The 12,803-nt window shown below is 76.5% G+C and carries 12 protein-coding genes; 4 read left to right on the forward strand and 8 right to left on the reverse strand.

All coding sequences use genetic code 11. The features are described from left to right. Positions 1 to 20: 20 nt before the first annotated feature. The 3 genes from AB0J00_RS11910 to pheS are packed head-to-tail and all read right to left on the reverse strand — an operon-like array spanning position 21 to position 4,361. On the reverse strand, positions 21 to 827 hold the full coding sequence (locus AB0J00_RS11910) for an SDR family NAD(P)-dependent oxidoreductase (RefSeq protein WP_357744337.1): 807 nt from the start codon (positions 825 to 827) through the stop codon (positions 21 to 23). Continuing rightward, positions 820 to 3,297 (reverse strand): phenylalanine--tRNA ligase subunit beta, encoded by a 2,478-nt coding sequence (pheT, locus tag AB0J00_RS11915; protein ID WP_357744339.1) that lies wholly within the window; start codon positions 3,295 to 3,297, stop codon positions 820 to 822. Before pheT ends, AB0J00_RS11910 begins: the two co-directional genes overlap by 8 nt. Beyond that, positions 3,294 to 4,361 (reverse strand): phenylalanine--tRNA ligase subunit alpha, encoded by a 1,068-nt coding sequence (pheS, locus tag AB0J00_RS11920; protein WP_357744341.1) that lies wholly within the window; start codon positions 4,359 to 4,361, stop codon positions 3,294 to 3,296. Before pheS ends, pheT begins: the two co-directional genes overlap by 4 nt. A 153-nt stretch (positions 4,362 to 4,514) precedes the next feature. Between pheS and AB0J00_RS11925 the strand changes: the two genes are divergently transcribed. Next, positions 4,515 to 6,767 carry a diguanylate cyclase gene (locus AB0J00_RS11925; protein WP_357744343.1) on the forward strand — a complete coding sequence of 751 codons (2,253 nt, stop codon included), beginning with the start codon at positions 4,515 to 4,517 and terminating at the stop codon, positions 6,765 to 6,767. Positions 6,768 to 6,819: 52 nt separating this feature from the next. Here the strand turns inward: AB0J00_RS11925 and AB0J00_RS11930 are convergent, their stop codons facing one another. The 5 genes from AB0J00_RS11930 to AB0J00_RS11950 all read right to left on the reverse strand — a co-directional run bounded on the left by AB0J00_RS11930 (position 6,820) and on the right by AB0J00_RS11950 (position 9,834). Next, a complete protein-coding gene (locus AB0J00_RS11930; RefSeq protein WP_357744345.1) occupies positions 6,820 to 7,626 on the reverse strand; it encodes an RNA methyltransferase in 807 nt (268 codons plus the stop codon). Between the two features lie 88 nt (positions 7,627 to 7,714). Then, on the reverse strand, positions 7,715 to 8,104 hold the full coding sequence (rplT, locus tag AB0J00_RS11935; protein WP_357744347.1) for a 50S ribosomal protein L20: 390 nt from the start codon (positions 8,102 to 8,104) through the stop codon (positions 7,715 to 7,717). Between the two features lie 34 nt (positions 8,105 to 8,138). Next, complete coding sequence (gene rpmI, locus AB0J00_RS11940) at positions 8,139 to 8,333, reverse strand: 50S ribosomal protein L35 (RefSeq protein ID WP_357744349.1); 195 nt, start codon at positions 8,331 to 8,333, stop codon at positions 8,139 to 8,141. Positions 8,334 to 8,415: 82 nt separating this feature from the next. After that, positions 8,416 to 9,063, reverse strand: a complete 648-nt coding sequence (infC, locus tag AB0J00_RS11945) for a translation initiation factor IF-3 (RefSeq protein WP_357744351.1) — start codon at positions 9,061 to 9,063, stop codon at positions 8,416 to 8,418. A 273-nt stretch (positions 9,064 to 9,336) separates the two neighbouring features. Further along, positions 9,337 to 9,834, reverse strand: coding sequence for a PH domain-containing protein (locus AB0J00_RS11950; protein WP_357744353.1), 498 nt, complete (start codon positions 9,832 to 9,834; stop codon positions 9,337 to 9,339). 115 nt (positions 9,835 to 9,949) lie between these two features. On the opposite strand from AB0J00_RS11950, the gene AB0J00_RS11955 reads away from it, so the two are divergent. The 3 genes from AB0J00_RS11955 to AB0J00_RS11965 all read left to right on the forward strand — a co-directional run bounded on the left by AB0J00_RS11955 (position 9,950) and on the right by AB0J00_RS11965 (position 12,768). Beyond that, on the forward strand, positions 9,950 to 11,224 hold the full coding sequence (locus AB0J00_RS11955; RefSeq protein WP_357744355.1) for a YeeE/YedE family protein: 1,275 nt from the start codon (positions 9,950 to 9,952) through the stop codon (positions 11,222 to 11,224). Between the two features lie 67 nt (positions 11,225 to 11,291). Continuing rightward, entirely contained in the window at positions 11,292 to 12,416 is a 1,125-nt protein-coding gene (locus AB0J00_RS11960; RefSeq protein WP_357744357.1) for a uroporphyrinogen-III synthase, read from the forward strand. 28 nt (positions 12,417 to 12,444) lie between these two features. After that, positions 12,445 to 12,768 carry a DUF6221 family protein gene (locus tag AB0J00_RS11965; RefSeq protein WP_357744359.1) on the forward strand — a complete coding sequence of 108 codons (324 nt, stop codon included), beginning with the start codon at positions 12,445 to 12,447 and terminating at the stop codon, positions 12,766 to 12,768. Positions 12,769 to 12,803 lie beyond the last annotated feature (35 nt).

Below are 12,803 nucleotides of genomic sequence, written 5' to 3' on the forward strand. Positions count from 1 at the left end.
CGGGCCACCCCGACCCCGGCTCAGCCGACCGGGTCGTCGTCCCCGTAGGGCCGCAGCCGCAGCCGGCGGGCGTCGCCGTCGGGCTGCACCGCGCGCAGCACCGCGAGGTCGTCGGAGCCGGCGCGCAGGAAGCGGCCGCTCCACTGGTCCAGCTCGCCGGCGGCGATCGCCACGGCGAGCGCGACGACGTCCTCCGGGTGGGTCCACTCGGTGCGCCCGGCGTGCACCGGCATCGCCCGGGTCATCGCGGTGTCGACCACGCCGGGCGACACGTCGAACGCCCGCACCCCGTGCTCGGCGCCGGCCAGGTGCAGCCCCTCGGTGATCCGCATCTGCGCGGACTTCCCGGCGGAGTAGGCGCTGTAGACGTCGCTGCCGCGGGTGCCCAGCCCGCTGCCCAGGCCGATCACCCGGCCACCGCCGGCGGCGACCATGCCGGGCAGCACCGCGTGGGCGACCAGGTACGGCCCGCGCACCTGGCTCTCCACCACCGACCACCACTGGGCGGGGTCGGTCTCCCAGAGCGGCACCTCGGCGGCGTCGATCAGGCCGGCGTTGTTGACCAGCAGGGTGACCGGGCCCAGCTCCGCGGTCACCCGGGCGACCGCGGCGGCGACCGCGGCGGGGTCGGTGACGTCGGCGGCCACGGCCAGCGTGCGCGCGCCGGTCGCGGCGGCGACGTCGTCCATCGCCGCGGTGAGCCGGTCGGCGGTGCGGGCGAGGCCGGCGACGGCCGCGCCGCGCTCGGCCAGGCCCTGCGCCAGGTGCCGGCCGATGCCCGCCGACGCCCCGGTGACCAGCGCGACCGTGCCGGTGAGATCAGCCACGGAGCACCGCCCCGGTCCGCTCGGTGGCCAGCGCGAGCGCGGCGTCGCGGGCGGCGTTGGCCTCCTCGCCGGTGAGCGTGCGGTCCGGCGCCCGCAGGGTGAGCGCGTAGGCCAGCGACTTCGACCCGGCCGGCACGGGGGCACCGGTGTAGACGTCGAACAGCCGCAGCTGCTCCAGCAGCTCACCGGCGCCCTCGCGCAGCGCGGCCGCGACCTCGGCGGCCGGCACGTCGTCGGCCACCACGAGCGCCAGGTCGACCAGCACCGGCGGGAACGTGGAGATCGCCGGGGCGACCGGCACCGTCGGCGCCGGCAGCGCGTCGACGTCCAGCTCCATGACCGCGGTGCGCGCCGGCAGGCCGAGCGCCTCGCAGACCTTCGGGTGCAGCTCGCCGGCGTGCCCGACCACGGTCCCGCCGACCAGCAGCGCGGCGCAGCGGCCGGGGTGCCACGGCGCCCGCTCGGCGGCGCGCACGGTCAGCTCCACCCCGGCGGCGCCGGCGACGGCCCGGGCGGCCTGCACGGCGTCCGCCCACTCGGCCGGCCGGCCGGGGCCCCACCAGCCGCCGGGCTCGCGCTGCCCGGCCAGGGCCACGGCGACGTGCCAGGGCTGCGCGGGCACGGCACCCAGCAGGGCGGCCAGCGTCCCGTCGTCCGGACGACGGTCGGCGCCGGGCACCGGGGCCGACCCGGGCAGGCCGCCGGGGAACACCGCGCCGTGCTCGAACAGCGACAGGTCGCGCGAGCCGCGGCCGAGGTTGCGGGCCAGCGTGGCCAGCAGCCCGGGCAGCAGCGTGGTGCGCAGCGCCGGGGCCTCCTCCGACATCGGGTTGCGCAGCGTGATCAGGGTGCGGCGGTCGTCGTCCGCGGGCAGGCCGAGCGCGTCGAGCTGCGCGGTGCCCACGAACGGGTAGGACGGCGCCTCGACGTAGCCCGCGCCGGCCAGCGCGCGGCCGATGCTGCGCCGGCGGAGCTGCCGGTCGGTGAGGCCGCGGCCCGGCGGCACCTGCGGCAGCACCGAGGGGATCTCGTCCAGCCCGGTCGCGCGCACCACGTCCTCGACGAGGTCGGCCGGCTCGACCAGGTCCGCCCGCCACGACGGCGGGGTCACCTGCAGCGTCGGCCCGTCACCGGCCACGTGCGCACCGAGGGCCCGCAGCGCCTCGGTGACCTGCGCCGGGGAGATCGGGATGCCCGCGACCCGGCCGGGCAGGCCGGCGTCCAGCTCGATGACCGGCCGCGGGCCGCGCACGTCGAGGTCGACCGGCGCGCCGACGACCCGCGCGCCGCCGTGCTCGGCCAGCAGCTCGGCGGCGCGGGCCAGCGCGACCACGGTGACGTCGGGGTCGGTGCCGCGCTCGAACCGCTTGGCCGCCTCGCTGGGCAGCTTGTGCCGGCGCACCCCGCGGGAGATCCCGGTGGGCTCCCAGTGCGCGGCCTCCAGCAGCACCGCGGTGGTGGTGTCGCTGATCTCGGTCGACGCCCCGCCCATGACGCCGGCCAGCCCGATCGGGCCGGAACCGTCGGCGATGAGCAGGTCGTCGTCGGTGAGCGCCCGGTCGACGCCGTCCAGGGTGGTCAGCCGCTCCCCCGCCGCCGCCCGGCGCACGGTGATCGGCCCGGTGAGGGCGTCGCGGTCGAACGCGTGCATCGGCTGGCCGAGCTCGAGCATCACGTAGTTGGTGACGTCGACGGCCAGCGAGATGGAGCGGATGCCGCTCTGGGTGAGCCGGCGGCGCAGCTCCCACGGGCTCGGCGCGGTGGGGTCCAGGCCCTCCAGCGCGAGCATCGAGAACCGGTCGCACCGGTCGGGGTCGGCGACGCCGACCTGCCACGCCGGCTGCCCGGACCACGCCGGCGGGGTGAGCGCCGCCGGGTCGCGGAAGGCCACGCCGAGCGCCGCGGCGACGTCCCGGGCGATGCCGCGCAGCGACATGGCGTAGCCCCGGTCCGGGGTCACCTCCAGGTCGAAGACGACGTCGTCCAGGCCGAGCAGCCCGTGCGCCGGGGTGCCCGGGGCGAGCCCCTCGTCCGCCGAGCCCTCGCGGCCGAGCACCAGGATGCCGTCGTGGTCGGCGCCGATGCCCAGCTCGCGGACCGAGCAGATCATCCCGTCGGAGACGTGGTCGTAGGTCTTCCGCGCGGCGATCGCGAAGTCGCCGGGCAGCACCGCACCGGGGAGCGCGGCGACCACCAGGTCACCGACGGCGAAGTTCCGGGCGCCGCAGACGATGCCGCGCGGCTCGGGCTCCCCCACGTCGACCCGGCAGAACCGGATCGGCTTCTTGAAGCCGGTGAGCTCCTCGATCCCCAGCACCCGGCCGACGACCAGCGGGCCGGTGGTGACCGGCGGCCGGACGACGTCCTCCACCTCGAGCCCCAGCCGCACGAAGACCGCGTCGAGCTCCTCGACGGTCGTCTCCGCGGGCAGCTCGACGTACTGGCGCAGCCAGCTGACAGGAACCTTCACAGCCCGACCCCGAACGCAGAAGTGAAACGGACGTCGCCCTCGACGATGTCGTGCATGTCCGACACCCCGGAGCGGAACTGCAGGGTGCGCTCGATGCCCATGCCGAACGCGAACCCGCTGTAGACCTCGGGGTCGATCCCGCAGGCGCGCAGCACCCGGGGGTCGACCATCCCGCAGCCACCCCACTCGACCCACTGCGGGCCGTCGCGGTGCTCGGGGAACCAGACGTCGAACTCCGCCGACGGCTCGGTGAACGGGAAGAAGTGCGGCCGCCAGCGGGTGACGGCGTCCGGGCCGAAGACCGCGCGGGCCAGCTGGTCGAGCGTGCCGCGCAGGTGGGCCATGGTCAGCCCGCGGTCGATCGCCAGGCCCTCGACCTGGTGGAACACCGGCGTGTGCGTCGCGTCCAGCTCGTCGGTGCGGTACACCCGGCCGGGGGCGACGACGTAGAAGGGCGGTGTCCGCTCCAGCATGGTGCGGGCCTGCACCGGGCTGGTGTGCGTGCGCAGCACGAGCCCGGAGTCCTCCGGCGCGACGAAGAAGGTGTCGGCGAGCGAGCGGGCCGGGTGGTCCGGGCCGGTGTTGAGCGCGTCGAAGTTCAGCCACTCCGCCTCGAGCTCGGGGCCCTCGGCCACCTCGTAGCCCATCCCGACGAAGATGTCGGCGATCCGGTCGGTGAGGGTGGTCAGCGGGTGCCGGGCGCCGCGGGGGGCGCGGTCCCAGGGCAGGGTGACGTCGACCCGCTCCTCGGCGAGCACCCGCTCGTCGCGCTCGGCCTCCAGCACGGCCAGCCGCTCGGCGTAGGCGTCGGTGACCGCGGTGCGCGCGGCGTTCACCCGCTTGCCGGCGTCCGAGCGGGCGGCCGGCGGCAGCGCGCCGAGCTCGCGGCGGGCCAGCAGCACCGGCGCGCGGTCACCGAGGTGGGCGGGCCGGACGGCGGCCAGCTCCTCCAGGTCCGCCGCGCCGGCGAAGGCGGCGAGCGCCGCGCCCACCGCTCCGTCGAGGGCCTCCGGGGACAGCGCGGCCACCTGCTTGGGGTCGTACGGGTCGTTGGCGCCAGACACGGGACGCCATTCTGCCCGCAGGCCGGTCCGGGCCGCCGCCGGGATCGCTCCCGGACGCTGCAGTCACTCTCCGCACTCAAATGGTCACCACTCGGGGTGACGCCCGCCCGTGGACGCGCATGCCTGGCCGCTCGCCGGCCGAAGACTCCTCCCGTGACCGACGTGTCCCCTGCCCCCACCAGCATCGCCAGCGTCCTCGACGCCGGGGCGGTGCACAGCGTCTTCCAGCCGATCGTCGACCTGGAGAGCGGCGCGGTCGTCGCCTACGAGGCGCTCGCCCGCGGCCCCGAGGGTGCGCTGGCCACCCCCGACGCGCTGTTCGCCGCCGCCCGCACCGACGGCCGGCTCGGCGAGCTGGACGCGCTGTGCCGCTCCGCGGCGCTGCGGGGTGCCGTCGCCGCGGAGCTGGGTCCGCCGCTCACCGTCTTCGTCAACGTCGAGCCGGAGGTGCTGGAGTCCGCACCGCTGGCCGACCTGCTGGCCATCGCCGACGCCGCCCCGGCCGGCCTGCGGGTGGTCGTGGAGATCACCGAGCGCGCGCTGGCCACCCGCCCCGCCGACCTGCTGCGCGCCGTCGAGCGGGTCCGGGAGCTGGGCTGGGGCATCGCCCTGGACGACGTGGGCGCCGACTCGATGTCCCTGGCCTTCATGCCGCTGCTGCGTCCCGACGTCGTCAAGCTCGACCTGCGCCTGGTGCAGCAGCGGCCCGGGCCTGCGGTCGCGGAGATCATGAACGCGGTCAACGGCTACGCCGAGCGGACCGGTGCGCTGGTGCTCGCCGAGGGCATCGAGGACGAGGGGCACCTGACGATGGCCCGCGCGCTGGGCGCGAGCCTCGGGCAGGGCTGGTACTTCGGCCGCCCCGGCCCCGGCGCCGCCCCCGGCACGACCGCGGCCGCGCTCCCCCGCCGCACCGGCCCGCGGGCCCCGGTGGCCGGCGACGGCGTGGGCACCTCGCCGTTCGCCTGCCTGCCGCCGTCGGCCGAGCTGCGGGTGGCCCCCAAGGCGCTGCTGATCGAGCTGAGCAAGCACCTGGAGCGGCAGGCCATGCGGCTGGGCGAGACCTGCGTCGTGGCGTCCACCTTCCAGGAGGCCCGGCACTTCACCCCGGCGACCACCGCCCGCTACCGCGACCTGGTGGCCCGGGTCGGCTTCGTCTGCGCGCTCGGGGAGGACCTGAGCGTCGAGCCGGTGCCCGGGCTGCGCGGCGCCGACCTCGACCCGGACGACCCGGTGCGCGGCGAGTGGGACGTCGTCGTCCTCAGCCCGCACTTCAGCGCCGCGCTGCTCGCCCGCGACCTCGGCGACAGCGGCCCGGACCGGGAGAGGCGCTACGAGTACGCGCTCACCTACGACCGGGAGACCGTCGAGCGCGCCGGGGTGGCGCTGGTGTCGCGCGTCGCCGCCCGCCCGGGGCCGGAGGCGGCCGCGGCGGAGCCTGCGCCGGTGGTCCCGGCGGCCGCACCGGCGGGGCCCGGGCTGGCCCAGCCGCTGCTGCTGCGCGCCCTCGGCGCCACGACCAGCGGCGTGACCATCACGGACATGACCGCCCCGGACCAGCCGCTGATCTACGTCAACCCGGCGTTCGAGCAGCTCGCCGGTGTGCCCGCGGCGCAGGTGCTCGGCCGCAACTGCCGCTTCCTGCAGGGCGCCGACACCGACCAGGCCACGGTCAACCGGATGCGCGCGGCGCTGACCGCGGGCGTCGAGTTCCGGGCCACCCTGCTCAACCACCGCGGGCCGCAGCGCGAGCCGTGGTGGAACGAGATCCACCTGGCGCCGGTCACCGACGAGTCGGGCCGGGTGGTCCAGTACATCGGCGTCCAGAACGACGTCACCGCGCGGGTCGAGGCCGAGCGCGAGCTGCTGCACGAGCGCGACCGCACCCGCCGGCACGTCGCCCAGATCGAGGAGCTGGCCTACACCGACCCGCTCACCGGCCTGCCCAACCGGCGCAGGTTCGAGGAGCGGGTGGAGGCCGCCCTCTGGCAGGCCCGGCTGGACAGCACCGGCTTCGCGCTGCTGTTCCTCGACCTCGACCGCTTCAAGGAGGTCAACGACGCGCTCGGCCACGCCGCCGGCGACGAGCTGCTGCAGGTGGTCGCCACGCGGCTGCGCGGCCGGCTGCGCCGCGGCGACCTGCTGGCCCGGCTCGGCGGCGACGAGTTCCTCGTCGGCCTGCCCGGGCTGGACCCGGCCACCGCCGCCACCGAGGCCGGCCGGGTCGCCGCCGAGCTGCGGCTGGCGCTGGACGCGCCGGTCGAGGTCGCCGGGCGGCCGGTGCAGGTCCGGGCCAGCGTCGGCGTCGCGGTCACCCCGGAGGACGGCGCCGAGTTCGGCCCGCTGCTGCACGCCGCCGACGCCAGGATGTACCGCAGCAAGCACCCGGCCGCCGCCCGCGTCTGAGGCGGAGTGCCGGGGCGCAGGTCTCCTGCGCCCCGGCACTCCAACCGGGTGGTCAGCCCTGGGCGAGCTGGGTGGCGTAGAGGCAGATCGAGGCGGCCACCGAGAGGTTGAGGCTCTCCGCCCGCCCGCGCATCGGGATCCGCACCCGGGCGTCGGCGGCCGCGGCCAGCGCCGGGTCCAGGCCGCGGGCCTCGTTGCCGAACACCCACAGCACCGGGGCGGCGAGCAGCCCCTCGGCGGCCGCGGCGTCCAGGGCGACCTCTCCCCCGCCGTCGGCGGCCAGCACGGTGACCCCGGCGGCCTGCACGTCGGTGACCAGCCGGTCCAGCGGAGCGCTGCGGACGACGTCCACGTGGAAGACGCTGCCGGCGCTGCTGCGCACGGCCTTGCCGCTGTACGGGTCCGCCGAGCCCGCGCCGAAGACGACCGCGCCGGCGCCGCACGCGTCGGCGGTGCGCAGCACCGTGCCGGCGTTGCCGGGGTCGTTGAGCTCCGCGAGCGCGACCGCGAGCCGCGGCGGGTCGGTCACCAGCGACTCGGCCGGGACGTCGCGCAGCCGGCAGACGGCGACCAGCCCCTGCGGCGTGACCGTCTCCGACAGCCCCGCGGCGGCCTTCTCGGTGACCAGCCGCACCGGCACCCGGGTGCCGGTGAGCAGGTCGCGGTGCGCGGCCGCGGCGGCCTCGGTGGCGAACACCTCGCGGACGGCGGCCGGGTCGGTCGCCGCCTCGGCGAGCGCCTCGCTCACCGCCTGGCGGCCCTCGGCGAGGAACGCGCCGAGGTCGTCGCGCCCCCCGCGCCGGGTCAGCTTGCGGGCGGCGGCCACCCGCGCCGAGCGCTCGGTCAGCAGGTCGGGCACGGCACTCCTCTCGAGGTGGACACGCGACGACGCCGCCGCGAGCGGGTCCGGGACCCGCTCACGACGGCGTCGTGAGCTGAGCTGCTGATCAGGCGGCAGCGGCGCCGGTCGCCTCGGGGTGCGCGGCGAGCGCGGCCCGGGACGAGGTCACCAGCGCGGCGAAGGCGGCCGGCTCGTTGACGGCGAGCTCCGCGAGCACCTTGCGGTCCAGCTCGATGCCGGCCAGCTTCAGACCCTGCATGAACCGGTTGTAGGTCATGTCGTTCTGACGCGCGGCGGCGTTGATCCGGGTGATCCACAGCTTGCGGAAGTCACCCTTGCGGACCTTGCGGTCGCGGTAGTTGTAGGTGGCCGAGTGGAGGATCTGCTCCTTGGCCTTGCGGTACAGCCGCGAGCGCTGGCCGCGGTAACCGCTGGCCGCCTCGAGGGTGGTGCGACGCTTCTTCTGGGCGTTGACCGCCCGCTTCACGCGTGCCACGTGAGAGCTCCTGTCTGGTCGTTAGGGCCGGCGGTCAGAGACCGAGCAGCTTCTTCATCCGGCCGGTGTCGGCCTTGGAGAGGACGCCGGTGCCACTGATGCGGCGCTTGCGGGAGCCCGACTTGTACTCGAACTTGTGCTGGTTGTTCTGGTGCTCGGCGACGAGCTTCCCGCTCCCGGTCACCCGGATGCGCTTCGCGGCGCCCTTGTGCGTCTTGTTCTTCGGCATCTCGTCGTCCTGTTCGTGTCTGCCCGGCGGCGCGCAGCAACAGCTGCGCGCCGCGGGTGCGTCGGGGTGGTGCGGGCCTGCGTCAGGCCGGGGGCGCCTGCTCCGCGGGCGCGTCGGAAGCGGCAGCCTTCTCCGCCTTCGCCGTGCGCCGCGCGGTGTCCGTCGCCGCCTGGTTCCGGTGCGGGGCGATCACCATGACCATGTTCCGGCCGTCCTGCTTGGGGTTGGACTCCACCACCCCGAGGTCGGCGACGTCGGCCGCCAGCCGCTGCAGCAGCTTGTAGCCCATCTCGGGCCGGGACTGCTCGCGACCGCGGAACATCACGGTGATCTTGACCTTGTCGCCGCCCTTGAGGAAGCGCTCGACGTGGCCCTTCTTCGTGTCGTAGTCGTGCGGGTCGATCTTCAGGCGCAACCGCATCTCCTTGATGACGGTCAGCGCCTGGTTCCGCCGGGCCTCGCGGGCCTTCTGCGCGGCTTCGTACTTGAACTTCCCGTAGTCCATGAGCTTGGCGACGGGCGGCCGGGCCATGGGGGCGACCTCGACCAGGTCGAGCTCGCTGTCCTGCGCCAGGCGCAGCGCTTCGCCGATCGGCACGATGCCGACCTGCTCGCCCTCCGGGCCGACCAGGCGGACCTCGGGGACGCGGATACGGTCGTTGATGCGGGGCTCGGTGATGGCCTCTCCTCTGCTGCTGCGGGGAGGAGTTCGCTGGCCCGACCTCGGCACCGACGGAAAAGGCCCCGTGAGCTGGTGCTCACGGGGCCCACTCGCCGGACGCCGCGCCGCGCACCCGGGGCAGGGTGCGTGTCGCGGGCGCGACGGCCGGGTGACCGGTCGTCGCGATCCGGGGACCTGGGCGCCTGAGCGGCGCCAGGTGGGAGCGGGCTCCTCTTTGGTTGGCGGTCACCGTCCACGGGGGACGGTGACCGCCGGTGGTTCGCGCGCCTCGATGTAGCGGGGGGAGGCGACGTACAGACTACAGCGTCCGGGGGGCCGCCGTCATTCCCAGGGGTACAGCAGGTCCGGTGTCGGCTCCTGCGGCGTCCGCGCCTGGGCGTCGGCGAGCAGCGCGCGCAGCCCGCGGACGGCGACCACGGCACGCTGCTTGTCGTTGGCCTGCACCGCCAGCAGGGCCAGCTCGTCGCCGTTGGACAGCAGCAGCGTGGCCCACGGCGAGTGCTGGTCGAACCGCACCGACCGGACCGCGGACCACGGCACCCGCCGGGTCACCACGATGTTGCGCACGGTCAGCCCGTCGGCGTCGGCGTCCACCCGCGACCGGCCGAGCACCAGGATGCCCGCGCCCATCGCGAGGCCGAGGGCGGCCATCGCCACCTGGTCGGCGGTGCGGAAGGACACCGGCCCGCTGGTCGACTCCTTGAGCAGCACCGCGACCACGATGAACACCGCGACCAGCGCGGTCGCCATGACGACGGTGATGATCCGCAGCTTCCGCGGGACGGCGGAGACCGGGACGGTGGCGGGAGCGGCGGTCACGGGCCCATCTTCCACGCCCGCCGCGACCGCGGGCCGGCACCGTGCCCGGGTGCCCCCGGACACATCACCCCAGTCGACCGGAATGGTGCACTGAGCAACCGGGTTGCCGTCCCCCGTGGCAACGACCTCCCTCTCCCGCCCGCTCGCGCCCCCGGCCGGGGGCGCGTTCCCGACCTCGGGCCCGGCGCCGGTACCGGCGGCCGCCCCGCCGGTGCGCTGGGTGCCGCTGGGCGTCGCCGGCGTGCTGGCCGCCGCGCTGACCGCCTGGACCTGGTCGCAGCACGGCACCCAGCAGGGCGTCTTCACGCTGCTCGGCCTGGGCCTGGGGAGCGCGCTGTTCCACTCCCGGTTCGGCTTCACCTCGGCCTGGCGGCAGCTGGTGGCCGTCGGCAACGGCGCGGGCCTGCGGGCGCACGCGCTGCTGCTGGGCACCACCGCGACGCTGTTCGCGCTGGTGATCGGCACCGGCACCGGCCTGTTCGGCACGACGCCGGCCCCGACGTCCACCGGCATCGGCGTCGCGCTGGTCACCGGCGCCGTGCTCTTCGGCATCGGCATGCAGCTCGGCGGCGCCTGCGCCTCGGGCACGCTCTACGTGATCGGCTCCGGCCAGACCGCGATCGTGCTCACCCTCGGCGGGTTCATCGCCGGCACCGTGCTCTACGCGTGGGGCTACCCGCTGGTCGACGACCTGCCGTCGCTGCCGGCGTTCACCCTGGCCGACCACATCGGCTGGACCGGCTCCTGGCTGGTCACCCTCGCGCTGCTGGCCGCCGTCGTCGGGGTGACCTCGGTGGTGCAGCGCCGCCGGGTGCCGCCGCCGGCCGAGGAGCCGGAGACCGCCCGCGGCCTGGCCCGGGTCGTGCGCGGCTCGTGGCCGAAGTGGGTGGGCGCCCTGGCGCTCGCCATCCTCGGCGCCGGCGTGCTGCTCACCTCCGGTGGCGCCTGGGGCATCACCAGCGCCTTCACCCTCTGGGGCTCCAAGGCGCTGCAGGCCGTCGGGCTGCACCCCGAGACCTGGCAGTACTGGCAGCAGCCGCCGCTGGCCGCCCAGCTGTCCGGGCCGGTGCTGGCGGACCGGACCTCGCTCACCGATCTGGGCATCGTGCTGGGCGCGGCGCTCGCCTCGGCCGCCGGTGGCGCGTGGGCGCTGCACCGGCGGATCCCGCTGAACACGGCGGTCGCGGCGGTGCTCGGCGGCGTGCTGATGGGCATCGGCGCGCGGCTGGCCAGCGGCTGCAACATCGGCGCCTACCTGGCCGGCATCGCCTCCGGCAGCGCGTCGGGCTGGGTGTGGGGCATCGCGGCGCTGGGCGGCACCTGGCTCGGGCTGCGCGCCCGCCGGCTGTTCGGCCTCGGCGTGCCCGCCCCGCGCGACAGCGTCTGCTGACGCCGCTCACCGCCCACCGGCCGGCGGCGTCACACCGTTGGAACACGACTGCCGCACCATGGTGCGGGTGACGGGGACGCCGCTGGACGCAACGGCCGACGAGGACCTGCCGCTGGCCGGCTACACGGTCGCGGTGACCGCCGCGCGCCGCCGGGAGGAGCTCGGTGCCCTGCTGGACCGCCGCGGTGCCCGGGTGCTCTACGCGCCGGCCATCCGGATCGTCCCGCTGGCCGACGACGCCGACCTGGTGAGCGCCACCAAGGAGGTGCTGTCGGCGCCGGTCGACCTGGTCGTCGCGACGACGGGCGTCGGCTTCCGCGGCTGGCTGGAGGCGGCCGACGCCTGGGACCTCCCGCTGCGCGAGCACCTGACCGCGGCCCGGGTGCTCGCCCGCGGCCCGAAGGCGCGCGGGGCGATCCGCGGCGGCGGGCTCGTCGACGCCTGGTCGCCGGCCTCGGAGAGCTCGGCGGAGGTGCTCGAGCACCTGCTGTCCGGCGCCGAGGGGCCGCTGGCCGGCCGGCGGATCGCCGTCCAGCTGCACGGCGACCCGCTGCCGGACCTGGTGAGCGGCCTGGCCGCCGCGGGCGCGGACGTGCTCACGGTGCCGGTGTACCGGTGGGTGCTGCCCGAGGACACCGCCCCGCTGCGCCGGCTGGTGCACGCCGTGGCGAGCCGGTCGGTCGACGCGGTGACCTTCACCAGCGCACCGGCGGCGGCGAGCCTGCTGCAGACCGCGGCCGACGAGGGCGTGCGGGCCGGCGTGCTGGCGGCGTTCGCCGACGCCGTGCTGCCGGTGGCGGTCGGCCCGGTGACCGCCGGGCCGCTGGCGGCCGCCGGGGTGCGCACCGTGCAGCCCGACCGTGCCCGGCTGGGCGCGCTGGCCCGCGAGGTGGTCGCCCGGCTGCCCGAGCGCGACCCGGTGCTCTCCGCCAGCGGCCACCGCCTGCAGGTGCGCGGGCACGCCGCCCTGCTCGACGGCCGGCTGGTGGAGCTGGCGCCCGGGCCGATGGCGGTGCTGCGGGCGCTGGCCCGCCGGCCGGGCGTCGTGGTCTCCCGGCCGGACCTGCTCGCCGAGCTGTCCGGCGGCGGCGACGCGCACGCGGTGGAGATGGCGGTGACCCGGCTGCGCGCGGCGCTGGGCGCCCCGGTGGTCGAGACGGTGGTCAAGCGCGGGTACCGGCTCGCCGTGTGAGGAGGGCCCGCGGTGGGAGGATCGGGTGGTGGAACCGCCGGTGATGGACCTGGTCGCCTTCCTGCTCGCCCGGATCGCCGAGGACACCCGGACCACGGCCGCGTACGCCGAGGAGCACGGCGACGACGCGACCGCCGAGCGGCAGCGGGCCGACTGCGCCGCCAAGCGGAAGGTCGTGCTCGTCTGCCGGGACGCAGCACCGGACCTGCGCTTCCTGGGCACCCGCCCGCCCGGGCTGGACGACTGGCCGCTGCAGGCCAGGGACATCCACCAGCTGGCGGCGGTCACCCTGGCCCTGCTCGCGGTGCCCTACGCCGACCACCCCGACTACGAGCCGGCCTGGCGCCCCTGAGTCCGCTCGGACCCGGAGCCGGGCCGCGACCGGTG

The organism is Modestobacter sp. NPDC049651 (assembly GCF_040659695.1).
Classification (GTDB): domain Bacteria; phylum Actinomycetota; class Actinomycetes; order Mycobacteriales; family Geodermatophilaceae; genus Modestobacter.